The organism is Streptomyces sp. NPDC059895, from assembly GCF_042731035.1.
In the GTDB taxonomy this organism is placed as follows: Bacteria; Actinomycetota; Actinomycetes; order Streptomycetales; family Streptomycetaceae; genus Streptomyces.
The window spans coordinates 1-17,030 of record NZ_JBHWKO010000082.1 but is presented as its reverse complement, the minus strand read 5'-3'; the positions used below and the strand labels follow the sequence as shown (position 1 = coordinate 17,030).

Sequence of the window (17,030 nt, the reverse complement as noted above, 5' to 3'; positions counted from 1 at the left end):
GTCCGCCCGGACGCGGAGACGGCGACCACCGCGTCGTCGGCGGTCAGCGCGAGCGCGGCCAGGTCGGCCTCCGCCAGCTCCCGGGAGTCCTCGGCGCCCTCGACCGAGGCGGTCATCGCCCGCGGGCCGCCCGCGATCAGCCCGACGACCTGGCCGGGGGCCGTGTTGAAGGTGGGCGGGCACTCGGAGGCGTCCAGCACCCCCAGACGGCCGGCGGTGCCGGCGCCGGCGTGGATGAGCCGGCCGCCGCGGGCCATGCGCGCGGCGATCGCGTCGACGGCGGCGGCGACGGCCGGCAACTGGCGCGCGACGGCGGCGGGCACGGCGGCGTCCTCGCCGTTCATCAGCCGGGCGATGTCCAGGGTGGGCAGCCGGTCGATCTCGGCGAGGTCGGGGCGGAAGGCCTCGGTGGTGAGGGAGTCGAGCTCGGCGCGGAGGCCGTGGGGGTGGGAGGCGGAGCTCATGGCAGCGGTTCTCTCCGGTGCAGGTGCAGGTGCAGGTGCAGGTGCAGGGGGATCAGGGGGATCAGGGGGTGGTGCAGCGTGCCTCAAGGGGCGCGGGGAACCGCGCGACAGGCCGCGACCAACCCGCGGACGCCCCGAACGCTCACTCCTACGGTCCACGTCCACGGCTCACCGGTGCCGGTGTGCCAGCGCCTCGTAGCTCGCCGCCGGCGCCGGCGCGGTCGCCTCGTAGGTCCGCTGGGCCACGCCCACGAACAGGCAGTCCACCACCAGCAGCTGTCCCGTGCGCGACGACATCGCCGCGGGCCGCAGCTCCCTCTCCCGCGCGGTGGACGTCGTCAGCACGTGGTCCGCGTACTGCGCGACCGCCCCGCCCGGCCGTCCGGTGATCGCGACGGCGGCGTCACCCGCCCGCAGGTGCACGGCGCCGGTGACGGCGAGGTGCGCATCGCCGTGGGCGTGGGCCACCAGCCCGTACGGATCTTCGAGGCCGGCGCGGAGGCCGGGGCTCCGCCGAAAACGTCCTTCACGTCCTGCGTCACCTCCGAAACGTATTTTCAGCTCGGTGTGGCGGTCAAGAGTGCGCACAATGGGGACATGGACCCCTCCGACACGCCGTCCGGCACGCCCTCCGACGTGCCCTCCGGCGCATCCTCCGACGTGCCGTCCGGGACGCCTTCCCGCACCCCCGTCAGCCCCCTGGAACAGGCGTTGCACGCGGCGCGCGCCCTCGTGCTCGCCGACCTGGCCGCGGGCGAGGTGGCGGCGGCGGACGTGGTCTCCCTGGTCGAGGACTCCGTCGCGCAGCGGCGGTGGTGGGTCGGACAGTGGCCGGACGGCGTGGAGTTCGTCCCGGGGCTGGTCGCGCAGGACGTGCAGGACGCGCTGCTGGAGCGGTACGGGCGCTGGCCGCTGTGCCCGGTGTGCGGCTCCGGCGACCCGCACGCCCTCGACGTGGAGCCCGAACTCGGGCCCGATCCGCACTGGGTGTGCCACAAGGCGGGCGTGCGGGTCGCGGCGGTGGGCGCGCTGGGCTCGGCGACCGGCGGGCGGACGTCCTCGTGAGGCGGCGGTGACGCTCTACATCGACCCGCCGACCTGGCCGGGGCACGGACGCCTGTGGTCCCACCTGGTCAGCGACGTCTCCTTCGACGAACTGCACGCGTTCGCCGACCGGTTGGGCGTCCCGAGACGGGCCTTCGAACGCGACCACTACGACCTGCCCTCCCACCGGTACGCCGACGCGGTGGCGGCCGGCGCGGTGGAGGTCGGCAGCCGGGAGGTGGTGCGGCTGCTGACCCGGGCGGGCCTGCGGCGGCGCAAGGGGAAGGGGCGGGCCGGCGGCGTCAGCCGGTGAACACCCGGTCCATCGTGTGCCACCAGGCGACCAGGCTCGTCTGGTCGGGGCCGGTGACCTGGACGAGGGTGGGGCGGTCGTAGTAGCTGCAGAGGAAGACGTACTGCCCGGAGGTCGCCAGGTAGCAGACCACGTCGCCGGCGGCCTCGCCCGGGCTGTCGTTCTCCGACCAGCTGCCGTACACGTTGGTCTGCGTCTCGCAGTCGCCCATCTGCACCCGGGAGGCGTACTGCTGGAAGACGGCGTCCCGGGCGCTCTTCGTCGCGTACGTCACGACGCTGGCCTTTCCGGTGAGCGCGGCGCCGGACTCGTCCGTGGTGGTCACCGTGCAGAACAGGGCGGCGTCCGAGCCCGGCCAGAGGGTGCGCGTGCAGCTGTCGCGCGACCACTGGTCGCTGTTGAGCGAGTCGCGCAGGGCGTGCTCGGCGTCGGTGAGGCCGTCCGAACCGCTGTCCGAACCGCCGTCCGAACCGCCGTCCGTGTCGCCGTCCGTGTCGCCGTCCGTGTCGCCGTCCCCGGAGGTGTCCCCCGAGTCGGACGTGCCGCCGGCGTCGGAGGTTCCTCCCGCGTCCGACGTGCCCCCGTCGGTGAGGTCGACGGGGCTGGGGCTGTCGCTCGGGTCGGTGTCCCCGCCGGAGTCCGCGCCGCCCGAGCCGGTGTGGCCGCCGCTGCTCGTCGTGCCCCCCGAGTCGGCGCCGTCGGACCGCTCCGCGTCGATGTACAGGCCGATCACCGCGAGGACCGTACTGATCACCACGCCGATGATCGTCCAGCGCACGCTCCGCCGGGCCAGCCGGTGGTGGTCGGGGTCCGGCGGCGGGGGGCCGGGCGGGTCCGGTGGCGTGGACGGGCCGTTGTGACTCATGACGCTCCCCCGCTTCCCCCGGCGTACGCGGTCCGCGCGCGGCGGCGCGGCCGTACGGCATTATCGGAAGCGGGCGGGGGACCGCGGAGGGGGAAAGCCCGAGGTTGGGCCCCGCCTACGCCAGGTCGAGGCCGCCGGGGCAGCGCAATCACGTAGGTCGTCCGGCCCGCGTCGGCCGCCCGTGCGAAGCGCGCGCGTCACCGCCCGTCCCGGTCGGCGGGTCAAGGGTCGGCGGGTCGGGGGTCAGCGGGTCAGCAGGTCCAGCTCCCCGCGCAGGTTGTAGCGCGCCGTCGCCTCCCACGCGTCCGCGCCGTGCGGGGTGCGGAACAGGCGGGGCAGCTCCAGGAGCCGGCGCAGGATCGCGGCGCGGCCCTCGCGGAAGGCGTCGTTCGGGACGAAGTGGTACTCCTCGCGGACGGCGGCCGTGTACGCGGCGTACGCCGACGGCGGCGCGGCCAGGATCGCCAGGTCGGCGTCGCACAGGACCTGCCCGTCGCGGTCGTCGTCGGCCGGGTCGTGGCCGACGGTGAGCCGCACCAGCCGGGCGACCCGCGCGGTCTTCGCGGCGGTCAGGCCGGCCTCGGGCAGGGCGCGTTCGGCCAGCCGCGCCGAGCGCTCCTCGTTCTCCGAACGGTCGGGCAGGTAGACCGCGTCGTGGAACCAGGCGGCCAGCCGGACGACGTCCGGGTCGTCGGCGTACCCGGCCAGGGTGTCGACGTGGTCCAGGACCGCGGTGAGGTGGGTGAGGGTGTGGTAGCGGCGCTGCGGCTCCCCCCACCGGGCGAGGAGGCTGTCGGCATAGGGGGCGGGGTCCGGGGCGGTGACGGGGGCGCGGGCCGCTTCCAGGGCACGGGCGAAGCGGGCGCGGAGGACGTCGGGATCGGCCATGGGGTCATTCTCGCGCGGCCGGGAACAGGCGTAGGCTTGAATTGGACTAGACCTGTAGAGCCGCCGATGGATGACTACGACCGACGCACGACCACGACCGGCGTACGAGTACGACCGACGCACGACCACGACCGACGCACGACCACGACCGGCGTACGACCACGACGGACGTCCGACTGACGAATGGGGTCCCATGAGCAAGCGTGCAGTCCTGGAGGTGATCGCCCTCGACGTCGAGGACGCGGTCGCCGCCCGGGCCGGAGGCGCGGACCGCCTCGAACTGATCACCGACATGGCCGCCGACGGTCTCACCCCGCCCGTGGCGACCTTCGCCGCGATCCGTGCCGCCGTCGACGTCGACCTGCGCGTGATGCTGCGGCTGACGGACGGGTTCGCCGCCGGGGACCGGCGGCGGCTGGTCCGGGTGGCGCGGGAGCTGCGGGGCGCCGGGGCCGAGGAGTTCGTCCTGGGGTTCCTCGACCCGCAGGGCGGGGTGGACCTCGACGCCGTGGAGTGCCTGGCCGGGGAGCTGGACGGCTGTCGGTGGACGTTCCACCGGGCGATCGACCACGCCGCCGACCGGGACGCCCTGCGCAAGCAGCTCGCCGAGCTCCCCGGACTCGACGCCTACCTCACGGCCGGCTCCGCCGCCGGGGTGGACGACGGTCTCCCCACCCTGCTGGCCGAGGCCCGGCGCGGCGGTGAGCCGGGCTACGGGCAGCGCCTCCTGGTCGGCGGCGGCCTGCGCCTGGACCATGTGCCGCGGCTGCTCGCCGCCGGGATCGACGCCTTCCACATCGGCGGGGCGGCCCGCCCGCGGGGCTGGAGCGGGCCGGTGTCGGCGGAGTCCGTGGCGCGGTGGCGCCGGGTGCTGGACGGGGACTGACCGGGGCCGGGGGCGGCCAGCCCCGGTTCCTAGCCCAGCTGCGGCGGCAGCGGCGCCGTGTGCGTGACGATCAGGCCCGAGACCGCTCGGGTCAGGCAGACGTACAGGCGGCGCAGGCCGGTGCGTTCGTCGGGTTCGCCGTCCACCACGGCCCGGGGCTCGTCGAGGACCACGTAGTCGTACTCCAGTCCCTTGGCCAGGGAGGCCGGGACCAGGGTCAGGCGGGTCTCGGCGGTGGTCTCCTCGCCGGGCGCGAGGTACGGGACACCGGCCGCCGTGAGGGCCTCGGCCAGCGCCGGGACGCGGGCGTCGGCGGCGATCAGGCCCGTGGAGCCCTCGTTGCGCAGTGACTCCTCGCAGGCGGCGACGGTGTCGGCGGTGTCCTGGACCGGGCGCACCTCGAAGGAGCCCGGGTTCTCACGGACCGACGCGACCGGGGTGAGGCCCGGCGCGATGTGCGGGAGCAGGCGGGAGGCGTAGACGATGACGTCCGTGGGGACGCGGAAACCGGCCGTCAGCTCCTCGACCGCCGCGTCCGGCTTGCCGAGGTGCGCCAGCGCCTCCGTCCAACCGCGGGTCGCCCACGGCGTGGTGCCCTGCGCCAGGTCGCCGAGGACGGTCGCGCTGCCGGTGGAGCAGCGCCGGCCGACGGCCCGGTACTGCATGGGGGACAGGTCCTGCGCCTCGTCCAGCACCACGTGCCCCAGCGAGTGCGTGCGCTCCACCAGGTCCGCCGCCTCGTCGATCAGCACCGCGTCCGCGGCCGACCAGCGCGCCGACTTCACCGACCGCACCGGCCGCGCCCACAGGATCGTCTTCCGCTCGTCCTCGGTGAGGATCCCCTCGGCGTGCGCGGCGAGGAAGTCCGCGTCCGTGAGCAGGCGCAGCACCAGCTTCGCCGGGTCCACGGCCGGCCACACCGCCTTCACCGCGGCCTTCACCGCGCTGCCCCGGGCGACGGCGTCCTGCACCCGGTCGTCCGGGGCCTCCCCGGCCCGCTCCATCTGGACCAGCACCGCGTGCGCGATCCGCTGCGGCAGGGCGTCGCGCGCGGCGCCGTAGCGGATGTCCCGGGCGAGCAACTCCCCGACGATGGTCTCCAGTTCGTACGCCGGGACGCGCCAGCGGCGGGAGCCGCGCACCACCACGACCGGCTCGGTGGGCATCGTGACGTGCGCGTACACGGCCCGGCGGAGCACCTCCGCCATCCGCGCGTCGCCCTTGACGACGGCGGCGGCCGCGTCGTCCGCGCCCCGTACCTCCACGTGCGCCACCAGGTCGTCGACCGTGGCCTGGCGCACCGTCAGCTCGCCGAGCGCGGGCAGCACCTGTTCGATGTAGTGCAGGAAGGACCGGTTCGGTCCGACGACCAGCGTCCCGGTGCGGGCGAGGCGCTCGCGGTGGGCGTAGAGCAGGTAGGCGACGCGGTGCAGGCCGACGGCCGTCTTGCCGGTGCCGGGGCCGCCCTGGACGCAGACCGAGCCGGAGAGGCCGGAGCGCACGATCTCGTCCTGCTCGGGCTGGATGGTCGCCACGATGTCGCGCATCGGGCCGACACGCGGCCGCTCGATCTCCCGCTGGAGCAGCTTGCTGGTGGTCGCCTCCTCGGCCGGGTCCGAGAGGTGCTCGTCCTCGTACGCGGTGAGGTCGCCGCCCGTGTACCCGAAGCGGCGGCGCAGCGCGACGTCCAGGGGGTCCTTCCTGGACGCCCGGTAGAACGGCTGCGAGACCGGCGCCCGCCAGTCGATGACCATCGGGTCGCCGTCGGCGTCGTGCACGTGCCGGCGCCCGATGTAGAAGCGTTCCCCGTCCGCGCCCTCGGCCCGCTCGGCGCCGGGAGCGTGCAGGTAGTCGAGCCGGCCGAAGAACAGCGGGGTGTCGCTGAGGTCGGCGAGCGCCTTGATGCGCTCCTGGATCTGGCGCTCCAGGATCTGGGCGTTGACCCAGTTCGCGGTGACGTCGCTGATGTCGAGGGCCTCGACGTCCTCGCGCATGGCGCGCAGCGCGGACCGGGAGGCGCTCAGGTGGGAGCGCTCGCGGGCGAGGGGATCGCCGGGGGAGCCGTGGGCGGGCGTGGACAAGGGGGTGCCTCCGGAGGACCTGCGGGGAAGGGCGCTGCGGGATGCCGTCCGGTTTCCGTCCGGGCGGCGGCACTCCGGGAAGGGAGGCGGGCAAGAGCGGAGAGTCTAGGGGAGGCGGTGGAGGGAAGCCAACGGATTCGAGAACGCCGGGGAGTCCCCGCTCCGGTCCGTGGACCCCTACCGTCCCGGCGTCCGCGGTTCCACCATGGAGGCATGAGTGCAGCGACCGTCCACCCGGCTCCCGGCCCGGCCCCCGGTCGCCCGTCCGGGGCGACCCCGCTCTCCGGCGGCGGCCACCGCCACCTCCTCGGTGACGCCCTCCGCGCGCTGAGGGTCTTCGCCGGCGCCGCCTTCGACGTCGTCGTCCTCGGCGAGTACGGGGAGGAGGCGGGCGTCCGCCGCAGATGACGCCGCCGGCCCCCTCGGTGTTCCCGCCGGCCCCCGCTGCGAGCCCGCCGCTCAGGCCCCGTCCGCCAGCAGTTCGTCCGCGTCCACGATCCGGTACGCGTACCCCTGCTCCGCCAGGAACCGCTGGCGGTGGGCCGCGAAGTCCTGGTCGATGGTGTCGCGGGCGACCACCGAGTAGAAGTGGGCCTGGTGGCCGTCCGCCTTGGGACGCAGGACGCGGCCCAGGCGCTGGGCCTCCTCCTGGCGGGAGCCGAAGGTGCCCGACACCTGGATGGCGACCGTCGCCTCCGGCAGGTCGATCGAGAAGTTCGCGACCTTCGACACCACCAGCACGCTGATCTCGCCCTCGCGGAAGGCGTCGAAGAGCTTCTCCCGCTGGGCGTTGGAGGTCTCGCCCTTGATGACCGGGGCGTTCAGGTGCTCGCCCAGTTCGTCGAGCTGGTCGATGTACTGGCCGATGACGAGGATCTGCTGCCCGGCGAACCGCCGCACGATCGCCTCGGTCACCTTGCGCTTCGTCGCGGTCGTCGCGCAGAAGCGGTACTTCTCCTCCGCCTCGGCCGTCGCGTACGCCAGCCGCTCGGAGTCCGTGAGGTTCACCCGCACCTCGACGCAGTCCGCGGGCGCGATGTAGCCCTGCGCCTCGATCTCCTTCCACGGCGCGTCGAACCGCTTCGGCCCGATCAGCGAGAACACGTCCGACTCACGGCCGTCCTCGCGGACCAGGGTGGCGGTCAGACCGAGCCGCCGCCGCGCCTGGAGGTCCGCCGTGAACTTGAAGACCGGCGCGGGCAGCAGGTGCACCTCGTCGTAGACGATCAGCCCCCAGTCCCGGGAGTCGAACAGCTCCAGGTGCGGGTAGACGCCCTTGCGCCGGGTCGTCAGCACCTGGTACGTGGCGATCGTGACCGGCCGGATCTCCTTCCTCGTCCCGCTGTACTCGCCGATCTCGTCCTCGGTCAGCGAGGTCCGCTTCACCAGCTCGTGCTTCCACTGCCGGGCGGAGACGGTGTTCGTGACGAGGATCAGCGTCGTGGACTTCGCCTGCGCCATCGACCCGGCGCCGACCAGCGTCTTGCCCGCGCCGCAGGGCAGCACGACGACGCCGGACCCGCCGTGCCAGAAGTTCTCCACGGCCTGCTTCTGGTACGGCCGCAGCGCCCACCCGTCCTCGGCCAGCTCGATCGGGTGCGCCTCGCCGTCGACGTACCCGGCGAGGTCCTCGGCCGGCCAGCCCAGCTTCAGCAGCACCTGCTTGATCTGGCCGCGCTCGGAGGGGTGCACGGCGACCGCGTCCGGGTCGATGCGGGCGCCGACGAGCGGGGCGATCCGCTTGGACCGCAGGACCTCCTCCAGGACGGGCCGGTCGGTGGACGTCAGGACCAGGCCGTGCGCGGGGTGCTTGGACAAGGTCAGCCGGCCGTAGCGGTCCATCGTCTCGGCGATGTCGACCAGCAGCGCGTGCGGCACCGGGTAGCGGCTGTACTGCACCAGCGCGTCCACGACCTGCTCGGCGTCGTGCCCGGCGGCGCGCGCGTTCCACAGGCCGAGCGGGGTCACCCGGTAGGTGTGGATGTGCTCCGGCGCCCGCTCCAGCTCGGCGAACGGCGCGATGGCGCGGCGGCAGTCGTCGGCCCGCTCGTGGTCGACCTCCAGGAGCAGGGTCTTGTCCGACTGGACGATTAGGCAGGACACACATACCTCCGGAGATAAGGTCGTCTCATGACAGAACCAACGCCTGTCACAGCACGGGCTATGCCCCGTGCCCGACGCCGGAAGGGCGTCCCGGCCAGCGCGCCGGGGATGCGCGCCGCTATCTATGTTCGCCTATCGCGCGAAACCGACGAGACGACTTCGCCGGAACGCCAGCGCGCGGCCTGTGAAGCGTTGTGCGAGGCACGCGGCTGGGAGGTCGTGGCCGCCGAGGAGGACATCGACGTCTCGGGCTTCTCCCGCGGGCTCGACCGGCCGGGACTGCAACGCATCCTGACCAGGCTCGCCGAGCTGGACGTGATCGTGTTCTTCAAGATCGACCGGCTTGCGCGCTCGACGGTCGACTTCGCGGAGATCATGCGACTCGCCGAGCACCAGAGCGTTGCGCTCGCGTCGGCGACGGAGCCGCTCGACCTCACGTCGTCCATGGGCCGGGCCATGGCGAAGGTGATCGCGGTCTTCGCCGAGCTGGAGTCCGACACCATCGGCATGCGGGTGTCCAGCGCGCACGAGCACCTGCGCCGCGAGGGCCGCTACACCGGCGGTCGGGTCCCGTACGGGTACATGGTCGTCCCCAACCCCAACGGGGCGGGCAAGGTCCTCGCGGTCAACGAGGACGAGGCCAAGACGATCAAGCGGATCGTGGAGCGGGTCCTGTCCAAGGACTCGCTCATGCAGATCATCAACGACCTCAACAAGGAGGGCGTCCCGTCGCCCGGCCACTCCTCACGCCAGACCACGGGCAAGCGCAGCGACTCCAAGCAGTGGTACACGACGACGCTGCGGAGCTTGCTGGGCAGCCCCCAGTTGCTCGGCCAGGTCATCGAGGACGGCAAGCCGATCCTGCGGACGGACGGCTTGCCGCTGGTCAACCGGCCGCCGATCCTCGACACGGACACCTGGCAGGCGCTCCAGGACGAGTTGGAGCGCCGGGCCAACCCCGGGGAGAAGCGCCGGGAGGGGACGTCGCTGCTGCGCGGCATCATGCACTGCGGAGTCTGCGGCGAGCGCATGTACACCTTCAGCGGGCGCAACGGTCAGCTGCGGTATCGGTGCATCGGTCCGCTGAAGTACCGCCAGCGGGCGGCCAAGGGGGACAAGAAGCCGGGGGAGAAGTGCTACGGGCCGACCGTGGCAGGTGTGACCACGGAGGAGCATGTCACCGAGCAGTTCCTCGCGAAGTACGGGCACCTTCCCGTGCTGCGGATGGTCCAGGAGGCGGGCGAGGACTTCCGCCCTCAGATCCGGCAGGCTGAGGAAGCCTTGGCCGACTTGCAGAAGGACCGCTACGACCGGGGCCTGTTCAAGGGCGACGACGGAGCGATCCGGTACGCGGAGCAGTACGCCAAGCTGGAAGAGCGACTGGCGACCCTGAAGGAGAGGCAGCGAACGGCGAAGCCGGGCGGTGTGAAGGCGGAGCCGACCGGGGAGACGCACGCTGAGCAGTGGAAGCGCTCGGACGTGGCCGGCAAGCGAGACTTGCTGTTGAACGCGGGCGGCTACGTGGAGGTGGCACCCGCGCGGCGTGGCGGCAAGAAGCTGGACACGTCGCGTCTGTCGGTGTACTTCGGCGAGGAGGGACACATGCGGCGGGCGGCAGCGGCGAAGGAGAGCGGACAGGAGACCGAGGCGGCTGACAGCCAGGGCTGACGCCGAAGTCACCGGACACACGCAGCGGCGCCCCCACCTCGTCCGTCAGGTGGGGGCGTCGCTGTCTGCGTTCAGGTCAGGCGGCGTGCTGGTCGAGGTTGAGCCAAGGGCCGATGACCTTGATAGAAGGGCGGCAATACGACAGCACCGCACCGCCGCGGGTCGTGAACTCAACTGTCTCTGCGATGAGTTCGCAGAGGGCGTCCCCGTCAGTCTCGGACAGTGCCTTCCTGAGCGTCGGGACGGACTCTGCCAGGTCCCAAGAGGGGGAACTGAAGCGGAAGCCGCCAAGGGCGTGTGCGTCGGCGAGGCGGAATGAGAGTCGAGTACTGGGTTGGGGTTCATAGCGGGGTGCGGCTGTCAGCAGGCCGGCCTTGATGGATTCGGGGCCGGAGATGACGACCCGCATGGAGGTTGATCGGGGCAGCACTTCGAAGTGGTCGGCTTCGTGGCTGTCGTGGGACGGAGATTGCCTGCCGAAGAGCTGCCCGATGACCGTGGCGACTTCCGCAGTCCCGGTGGAGACACGCCAGGAGCCTTGGCCGCAGTGGAAGCGGCCGACGAACGTCGTCTTGCGGTTGGTCATGGGAGATCCCCCTCCTGCTTGAGGCGTTGGGTGTGGGCTATGTCGTGGCGGACCTGGGCTGCGAGAAACTCCTCACCGGGGCGGTAGCCGCTGCTGAGGTAGGTCCAGGAGGAGGCAGTGACGAGGGTCGTCTCGTCGGTGGTGGGGAGGCCGGCGCGGGCGCGGGCGGCGTCGGCCTGGGCGAGACGCCAGGCGCGGCGTACGTCGCGGAGTGCGCCGAGGGTGGTGGAGTAGGCGCGGGACTTGGTGGAGAAGTGGCCGCGGAAGCCGAGCATGTGGGCCCACTTCCAGAGCTTGAGGTGGGCGAGCTCCGGCAGGTGGCCGAGGGCCCAGGCGGTGCGGATCATCTGCCGTACGTGCTGCTGTACGGGCAGGGCCTTGATGGGTTCGGCCTGTCCGGTGCCGTCGCAGTCAGCGCACACGTCGTGGAAGCCGTCAGGGCCGCGTACGTAGCCGCGTCCGGCACAGGGACGGCACATCAGGGTGCGGTCCACGGTGCCGGTGCCTTCGGCGTTCTTGGTGGCGTACTTGGCGAGGTACCCGGCCACCTTGGCGTCTGTGTACTCGGCAACGCGGGCGTCTGTGAGTTCGCCGTCGCCCAGGGCGGTGATGGGGTCGACCTTGTACCTGCCGCCCCAGACGATGACGCGTTCGCCGATGGCGTCGGACTCGATGGTGAGCCGAGCGCTCTTCACGGCCAGGCCCACGGCGGCGCTCAGCGCGTCGAAGGCGGCCCAGGGCGGTGGCGGGCTGGTGTGTCCGTCGGGGCCGTCGAAGCGGATCACGGCGTGGAAGTGGACCAGGCCGCGCTTTTGGTACTCGGCGACCTTGGCGAAGGAGACGCGCAGGGCCTGGTTCAGGGCCTTCTGTGTCATGCCGAAGTGCTTGGCCAGGGCCCGGCGCAGGTAGGTGGTGAAGCGCGCCCAGAGCTGTCCGGCGTAGGCGTTCCACAGAACGGCGCCGGTGTAGTCGTAGGTGGCCGGGTTCAGGGGGGTGCCGAGTTCGGGGGCATCTTCGGCGTGGGTGTCGCCGCAAGCGCAGGGGCGGGGCTTGCCCGCGCCGGTGGTGGGCCGGTTGTGGACGGGGCCGAAGGAGGGGGCGGTGAGGGTGACGAATGCGCGGGGGTGGTCGCGGACGGTTTCAGAGACGTTCTTGCCGCCGGAGAGTCCGGCCTTGATGAGGTGGTAGGTGTCGGCGGCGTAGACGCGGGAGCAAGCGGGGCAGCGGGAGGAGCGGCGGTTGCCGCAGGTGGTCAGCAGGCGTCCGGAGGGTTCGTCTTCGGAGCGGTAGGAGCGGACCACTTCCTTGGTGGTCTGGTCGGTGGTGATGGTGAAGCCGCGGAGGTTGACGGGGCTGGTGCAGCCGCGCAGGTCGCGTACCTGCTGCTGTACGCGGTCGAAGTCGTGGGTGTTGGCCAGTTCGATCAGATCCCGCAGGCCGGGGCTGATCACGTGGCGCAGGTCGAGGGGGCGGCGCATGGGTGGCGGGGTCTCCTTTCCGGCGCGAGGTGGGACCTGCGGGCAGCAGCGATTCAGTGCGCTCGGGCTGCTGCCCGCAGGCATGGCGAGTCGGGCCCAGGGACGGGCGAGGTGGGTTGTGCCGGAAGGCCGGCGGGGAGAACGCGGCTCTACAGAGCGGCGTGAAGGGCCGTAGCCATGGGCAGGCCGATGCCGAGTCGCCTCTTGAGCTGGGCCGGAGAAATCGTTTCTCCGTGCTCGGCGTGGTGGGACGCGGCGATGGAGCGTGCTTCGGTCAGCAGCGGCTCGGGGACCTTGACCGCAGGCGCGGTGAGGGCCGGAGCGATCGGGGCCGGGGCCGGTTCCAGTGGAACGGGCGCGGTGGACGCAGCGACGGGAGCGGGCTGGGCGGGGGCCGGGGCAGGCTCTGGTGCCGGTTCCGTCTCGTCAGCCGGGGCCGGGGCGGTTGCTTCGGTGGTGACCGCGTGGAAGGAGCGCAGGAGCTGGGGGCCGACCGCTCCCCAGCCGAGGAGAAGCAGCGGGGCCACGGCATCTACGGCGGCGCGGCCGTAGTGCGCGGCGGTGATGGGTTCGGCGATGTTGAGGGCCAGGGTGAGCAGGCCGGAGACGTGCATGAGGCGGGTGGCCGCCTTCATCTGCTCCGGCGGGACGCCCCGAAGGGACAGGTAGCGCAGGGCGACCAGGAGCCCGACGACCGACAGGTCGACCATGGGGGCGATCAGGGGCGCGATGGGGGCGGGGACGCCCAGGCGCAGGGCCAGGGCCCAGACGTTGCCGAAGGAGAAGACGAACGCCAGGAGGGCGATGATGCCCATGACCACCGTCACGGTGCGCTGAGTGATCCGGTCCTCAGACATAGGGTTTCACCTCCTCTCACAGGTGATGGGGCGTTGGCCCTCGGGCGGTCAGGCCGCGATCGGCGTGGAACCGTCGTCGTCCGGGTCGATCTTGGTGAGGTCGACGGTGGGGAGCAGGTCGGCCGGGTCGGCGGTCAGGTGCGCGGTCTTGTGCGCGATCTCGGCCGCCCACTCGTCCGGCACGTACGGGGTGCGGATGCGGGTGAAGCCGGGCTGTGACTGGTGGTTCATCGAGGCGACGCCGACGTAGGCCGGGTCCTGAAGGTTGATCGGGTTGGCGTCCGGCCAGTCCCGGATGTCCTCACCGAGGGCCGCAACGGCGGCTTCGGCGGTCTTCTGCGCGAAGCTCAGGCCGATGGGGCACACGTCGCGGATGAAGGTCGGGATGGCGTCACCCGTGCTCTTCTGCGTGGCGAGGATGACGAGCATGCCCACCGAGCGACCCTTCTTGACCAGGTCTTCCACGAGCCGGGCGTTCTCGGCAGCGAGCGCGGCCAGCTTCTTCGTCTTGGGGTCGCTTCCCTTGTGGTCGCGGAAGTACGTGTGCGCCTCATCGATGATCAGCACGACCAGCGGCCACTTCTCGGACGGGTCAACGTCCCACATGGACTTCACCCCGAGCACATCGCGCACCAGGGTCGAGCGCACGCGCCGCAGGTGCACCAGCCGCCGGAACAGCTTGTTGGCCTCTTCGAGGTCATCGCCGACGAAGGCGAACATGCGCTGTACCCAGTCCGCATAGTCACCCTCGTACGCGGCGGACACCTTGCCGTCCGCGCAGGCGAACTGAACCCACGGCGCGGGCGCCCAGTCGGACAGAAGCCTGTTGATCAGCGACGTCTTGCCCTTGCCGGGGAGGCCGGCCACGCCCATACCGGTCACGTGCCGAAGGTCGACGGACACCGGCTGGGCGTACTCATCCACGCCCAGATCCAACCGGGCCACCTTCTCGGGCACCTTGCCCGTGGGACGGTGCTCGGTGGGAACCTTCAGCGGATCGAGCCGCACGCCCCGGATGACGACCGAGCCCGGCTCATCCTGCGTGACCGCCACCCGCGTGCACCGCCAGGCGTCCGCCAGATGCGGGGCAGCCTTCTGGTACTGCTCCAGGCCGACCCCGGGCAGGCAGCCCGCCCGCACGATCACCCCGTACGCGTCATGCGTCACCTTCAGCGTGGGGACCAGGACGCGAGGCTTGACGGGCTTGCCGTCCGCGTTCGACAGCGAAGCCAACGCGGTCGGCATCTTGTCGATGGCGCACAGCTTCAGCATCTGCGCGAGCCGCTTCCACGTCCGCCGCACCCGCACGGCCTGCCGGATGGACTGTCGCGTCATGGCATCGGCCCGCAGATAGCGGACCACCCACACCAGCGCCCACACGGCGATGCCCGCCAGGCCCACCCCGATCAGGGCCGGGGCGTAGCCCATCACCTCACTCACGTCGTTCACGGTCACTTCGCTTCCTTCTCTCGATTCCGGTTTCGGGTGCGGTCGGCGGGCGTCGGCGCAGCGAGGATCAGGCAGAGTTCCGCGCGCCGGACCGCGTCAGGAGGCGGAAATCCGTGGTTCGCCCACATCGCCGCGACGAGACGAACCCTGTCGTCGTGACTGGCAAGCGTCAGGCAGATCTCCGCATGGTGAAGAGCCGACGCGGGTGGAAAGCCCGCCCTCTCCCACACCGCCGCGACACTGTGAAGCCGGGTGTCGCGGCCGGTGCGGGAGAAGTCGGTGCCGCTCACGCCGTCTCAGCGGCCGGGGCCGAGCCGCCGACCAGGTCGATACGGTCCGCGCGGTACGCGATGCCGTCCGAGAGCGACCCGTTGAAGATCCGGGCCCACGGGGTGGCGAACAGCTCCACCGGCATGACCGGCACACCCGGCTTGAGACCGTTGGGCAGGCCGGTCTCCGGAACGGTGATCTTCATGGCCTCTGCGCGGTCCTCCTCCATGAAGAAGAGGGTGATCGTGAACAGCTTCGCGCCGGTCTCACGGTCCACGGCGAACTGCGTCTTCTCGGCGTCCGCGTACTTCGGCACGGCCATGTTGCCGACCATGAACGACGCCGACGGGAGCAGGCCAACACGGATACGAGCCATGGGGGCACGTCCTTTCGATTCGGGCCGGTGGTTCCGGCCGCACCACTACATAACCACAACACCCGCTACACACGCAACACCCGCACACCGGCTGTCCCGCTACACATGCCACACAAGGGTGAGCGGGTGTATCGCGTGTGGGGTAAGCGCCGTATCCTGCGGGCATGACACTGCCGCTCGAAGACGACTCCCGGCCGCCGTACGTCCAGGCCGCCGAGGTCCTGCGCAGAGAGATCAGCACCGGCCGACTGAAGCCCGGTGACAAGCTGCCCTCTGCCCGCGCCCTCCAGGACCGGTACTGCATTGCAAGCAGCACCGTGCAGAACGCGCTACGGCTCCTCAAAAGCGAAGGGCTGATCTACAGCGTCCAGGGCCGGGGCAGTTTCGTTCGCAACAGCGCCACCACTGCGCCGGCCGAAGCAGTCCCCGGCGAGCAGGGCCGAGAGGATCGGCTCGAAACAGCCGACGACACTCCCGGCCCCAGCGCGGAATCACTCGCCGAGGACATGAAGGCCATGAAGGCCGACATCAAGCGGCTTGAGAACACGGTGACTCGGCTTCTGGAGATCGTGGAGGCGCAGCAGCGGAAATAGCCGTCGCCAACCGCTGCACCATCGCATCCAACCGGGCAACCGCCGCGCATACGTCGGTCAACTCCGCATCCAGCACGGCTATTTCATGCTCGGTCATTTTCCGCTCCCCGCCTTGCTTCCGTGCCATTTCCTTGCATCCCGTCGAGCCGCCCAGAGTCAGCCGAATCCGGGCTTGCCCGCGCAGACCAACCAGCGGTCATCGCGCCTGTTGAGTCAGGTCTACCGTTCCGACCGGACACGTTCGAAGGCCCTGGCCTCACGCTCCCGTCCAGCGGGCAAGAACCTTTCTGCGCGGCCCGTATGGCGGGAGGCATGACCGACTGGCGCCCACTCTGCGAACAGAGCGAACCGAGAGATCCAGGCCCACGGCGAGATGAAGAGGCCGGATTGCATGCGGAGCACTCCGCTTGAATCCGAACGGACACCACGCCGCCCCCACGCTTTGCGGCCGACACCACACATCTCCCTTCGCTCGCCGAGGAACATCAATGGTCCGGAGAATCGCCGGTTTGGCTAACCGGTGATCGTCGGCTATGTTCCGCCCCTCACGTCGAGGGGTGCCTATAGAGGTTCGCTTTTTGGGTCCGGTGTGACCCCGAGCGAATGTGACCCTCGTCACTCCCTTTCTTCTCTCGTGCGGGATTCCGTCCACCCCTTCTCTCGTGCTCGCAGACAGCGCCGTTTTCTGCCCCTCACCTGCTACCAGGTGCAAAAATCCGCCCGGGTGTGACAGTCCAAAGGTCACGGATTGGTAACGGCGGGCGTGATTTGCCGTGCGTTCTTTCACAGCTCCAACCCTGGACCGATTTGCCTGTGGATAAAGTTCGCCGACTGTCGGAGCAAATAGGCAGCAATGCGCACATGTATATCCATAGCGGTTGCGGAGACGCGTAGCGGATTGGGAAGGCGAGGGCATCGCATGGGCGCATGACCGGCCACGGGCCCAGAGCGCCGGAGCTGTTCAGAGTTTCTTTACTGGATCAAGGCGGCCCGCCTACGGCGGGCCGCGCGCGCGGGGGGCCCAGGGGCGGCCCCCCCCCCTGTGTGAGCCCCCCCACAGGCGGCCCCCCCCCCCCCCCCCCCCCCCCCGGCCGGCGCGCACCACCCCC

General features: G+C 71.4%; 17 protein-coding genes and 1 pseudogene. 6 read left to right on the top strand and 12 right to left on the bottom strand.

Annotation, left to right across the window (positions count from 1 at the left end; all coding sequences use genetic code 11):
- Positions 1-464, bottom strand: a 464-nt coding sequence (locus tag ACFV9M_RS40375) for an N-acetylmuramic acid 6-phosphate etherase (RefSeq protein ID WP_385102710.1), incomplete at its 3' end; no start/stop codon positions are given.
- Between the two features lie 168 nt (positions 465-632).
- Positions 633-938 (bottom strand): annotated as a pseudogene (locus ACFV9M_RS40370) (SIS domain-containing protein); the annotation flags it as partial.
- Positions 939-1,061: 123 nt separating this feature from the next.
- Here ACFV9M_RS40370 and ACFV9M_RS40365 point away from each other — a divergent pair.
- Together ACFV9M_RS40365 and ACFV9M_RS40360 are read left to right on the top strand one after the other, a co-directional pair.
- Positions 1,062-1,529 (top strand): hypothetical protein, encoded by a 468-nt coding sequence (locus ACFV9M_RS40365; RefSeq protein WP_385069895.1) that lies wholly within the window; start codon positions 1,062-1,064, stop codon positions 1,527-1,529.
- Positions 1,530-1,536: 7 nt separating this feature from the next.
- Complete coding sequence (locus ACFV9M_RS40360; protein ID WP_385069892.1) at positions 1,537-1,821, top strand: DUF4031 domain-containing protein; 285 nt, start codon at positions 1,537-1,539, stop codon at positions 1,819-1,821.
- On the opposite strand, the gene ACFV9M_RS40355 is transcribed toward ACFV9M_RS40360, so the two are convergent.
- A complete protein-coding gene (locus ACFV9M_RS40355; protein WP_385069890.1) occupies positions 1,811-2,686 on the bottom strand; it encodes a hypothetical protein in 876 nt (291 codons plus the stop codon). The genes ACFV9M_RS40360 and ACFV9M_RS40355 overlap by 11 nt on opposite strands.
- Before the next feature lie 243 nt (positions 2,687-2,929).
- Positions 2,930-3,574, bottom strand: coding sequence for a hypothetical protein (locus ACFV9M_RS40350; protein ID WP_385069887.1), 645 nt, complete (start codon positions 3,572-3,574; stop codon positions 2,930-2,932).
- A 193-nt stretch (positions 3,575-3,767) separates the two neighbouring features.
- Between ACFV9M_RS40350 and ACFV9M_RS40345 the strand changes: the two genes are divergently transcribed.
- Entirely contained in the window at positions 3,768-4,460 is a 693-nt protein-coding gene (locus tag ACFV9M_RS40345; RefSeq protein WP_385069884.1) for a copper homeostasis protein CutC, read from the top strand.
- A 29-nt stretch (positions 4,461-4,489) separates the two neighbouring features.
- Here the strand turns inward: ACFV9M_RS40345 and ACFV9M_RS40340 are convergent, their stop codons facing one another.
- Positions 4,490-6,454 carry a HelD family protein gene (locus ACFV9M_RS40340; RefSeq protein ID WP_385069999.1) on the bottom strand — a complete coding sequence of 655 codons (1,965 nt, stop codon included), beginning with the start codon at positions 6,452-6,454 and terminating at the stop codon, positions 4,490-4,492.
- A 300-nt stretch (positions 6,455-6,754) separates the two neighbouring features.
- Between ACFV9M_RS40340 and ACFV9M_RS40335 the strand changes: the two genes are divergently transcribed.
- Positions 6,755-6,949, top strand: coding sequence for a hypothetical protein (locus ACFV9M_RS40335; RefSeq protein WP_385069882.1), 195 nt, complete (start codon positions 6,755-6,757; stop codon positions 6,947-6,949).
- A gap of 51 nt (positions 6,950-7,000) precedes the next feature.
- On the opposite strand, the gene ACFV9M_RS40330 is transcribed toward ACFV9M_RS40335, so the two are convergent.
- The gene (locus tag ACFV9M_RS40330; RefSeq protein WP_385069879.1) at positions 7,001-8,644 is read right to left on the bottom strand and encodes a DNA repair helicase XPB; all 1,644 of its coding nucleotides are present in this window, start codon (positions 8,642-8,644) and stop codon (positions 7,001-7,003) included.
- Positions 8,645-8,671: 27 nt separating this feature from the next.
- Here ACFV9M_RS40330 and ACFV9M_RS40325 point away from each other — a divergent pair, with 27 nt between their 5' ends.
- Positions 8,672-10,312, top strand: coding sequence for a recombinase family protein (locus tag ACFV9M_RS40325; protein ID WP_385069876.1), 1,641 nt, complete (start codon positions 8,672-8,674; stop codon positions 10,310-10,312).
- A gap of 76 nt (positions 10,313-10,388) precedes the next feature.
- Here the strand turns inward: ACFV9M_RS40325 and ACFV9M_RS40320 are convergent, their stop codons facing one another.
- The 6 genes from ACFV9M_RS40320 to ACFV9M_RS40295 form a co-directional block, all read right to left on the bottom strand.
- The gene (locus ACFV9M_RS40320; RefSeq protein ID WP_385069874.1) at positions 10,389-10,898 is read right to left on the bottom strand and encodes a hypothetical protein; all 510 of its coding nucleotides are present in this window, start codon (positions 10,896-10,898) and stop codon (positions 10,389-10,391) included.
- The gene (locus tag ACFV9M_RS40315) at positions 10,895-12,376 is read right to left on the bottom strand and encodes a replication initiator (RefSeq protein ID WP_385069871.1); all 1,482 of its coding nucleotides are present in this window, start codon (positions 12,374-12,376) and stop codon (positions 10,895-10,897) included. The genes ACFV9M_RS40320 and ACFV9M_RS40315 overlap by 4 nt, the downstream gene beginning before the upstream one ends.
- Positions 12,377-12,525: 149 nt before the next feature.
- On the bottom strand, positions 12,526-13,233 hold the full coding sequence (locus ACFV9M_RS40310) for a DUF2637 domain-containing protein (RefSeq protein WP_385069869.1): 708 nt from the start codon (positions 13,231-13,233) through the stop codon (positions 12,526-12,528).
- A gap of 48 nt (positions 13,234-13,281) precedes the next feature.
- Complete coding sequence (locus tag ACFV9M_RS40305) at positions 13,282-14,682, bottom strand: cell division protein FtsK (RefSeq protein ID WP_385069867.1); 1,401 nt, start codon at positions 14,680-14,682, stop codon at positions 13,282-13,284.
- Between the two features lie 2 nt (positions 14,683-14,684).
- Positions 14,685-14,972, bottom strand: coding sequence for a hypothetical protein (locus ACFV9M_RS40300; RefSeq protein ID WP_385069864.1), 288 nt, complete (start codon positions 14,970-14,972; stop codon positions 14,685-14,687).
- Positions 14,969-15,328: a hypothetical protein gene (locus ACFV9M_RS40295; protein ID WP_385069862.1), complete on the bottom strand. Its 360-nt coding sequence runs from the start codon at positions 15,326-15,328 to the stop codon at positions 14,969-14,971. Before ACFV9M_RS40295 ends, ACFV9M_RS40300 begins: the two co-directional genes overlap by 4 nt.
- A gap of 164 nt (positions 15,329-15,492) precedes the next feature.
- Between ACFV9M_RS40295 and ACFV9M_RS40290 the strand changes: the two genes are divergently transcribed.
- A complete protein-coding gene (locus ACFV9M_RS40290; protein ID WP_385069859.1) occupies positions 15,493-15,921 on the top strand; it encodes a GntR family transcriptional regulator in 429 nt (142 codons plus the stop codon).
- Positions 15,922-17,030 lie beyond the last annotated feature (1,109 nt).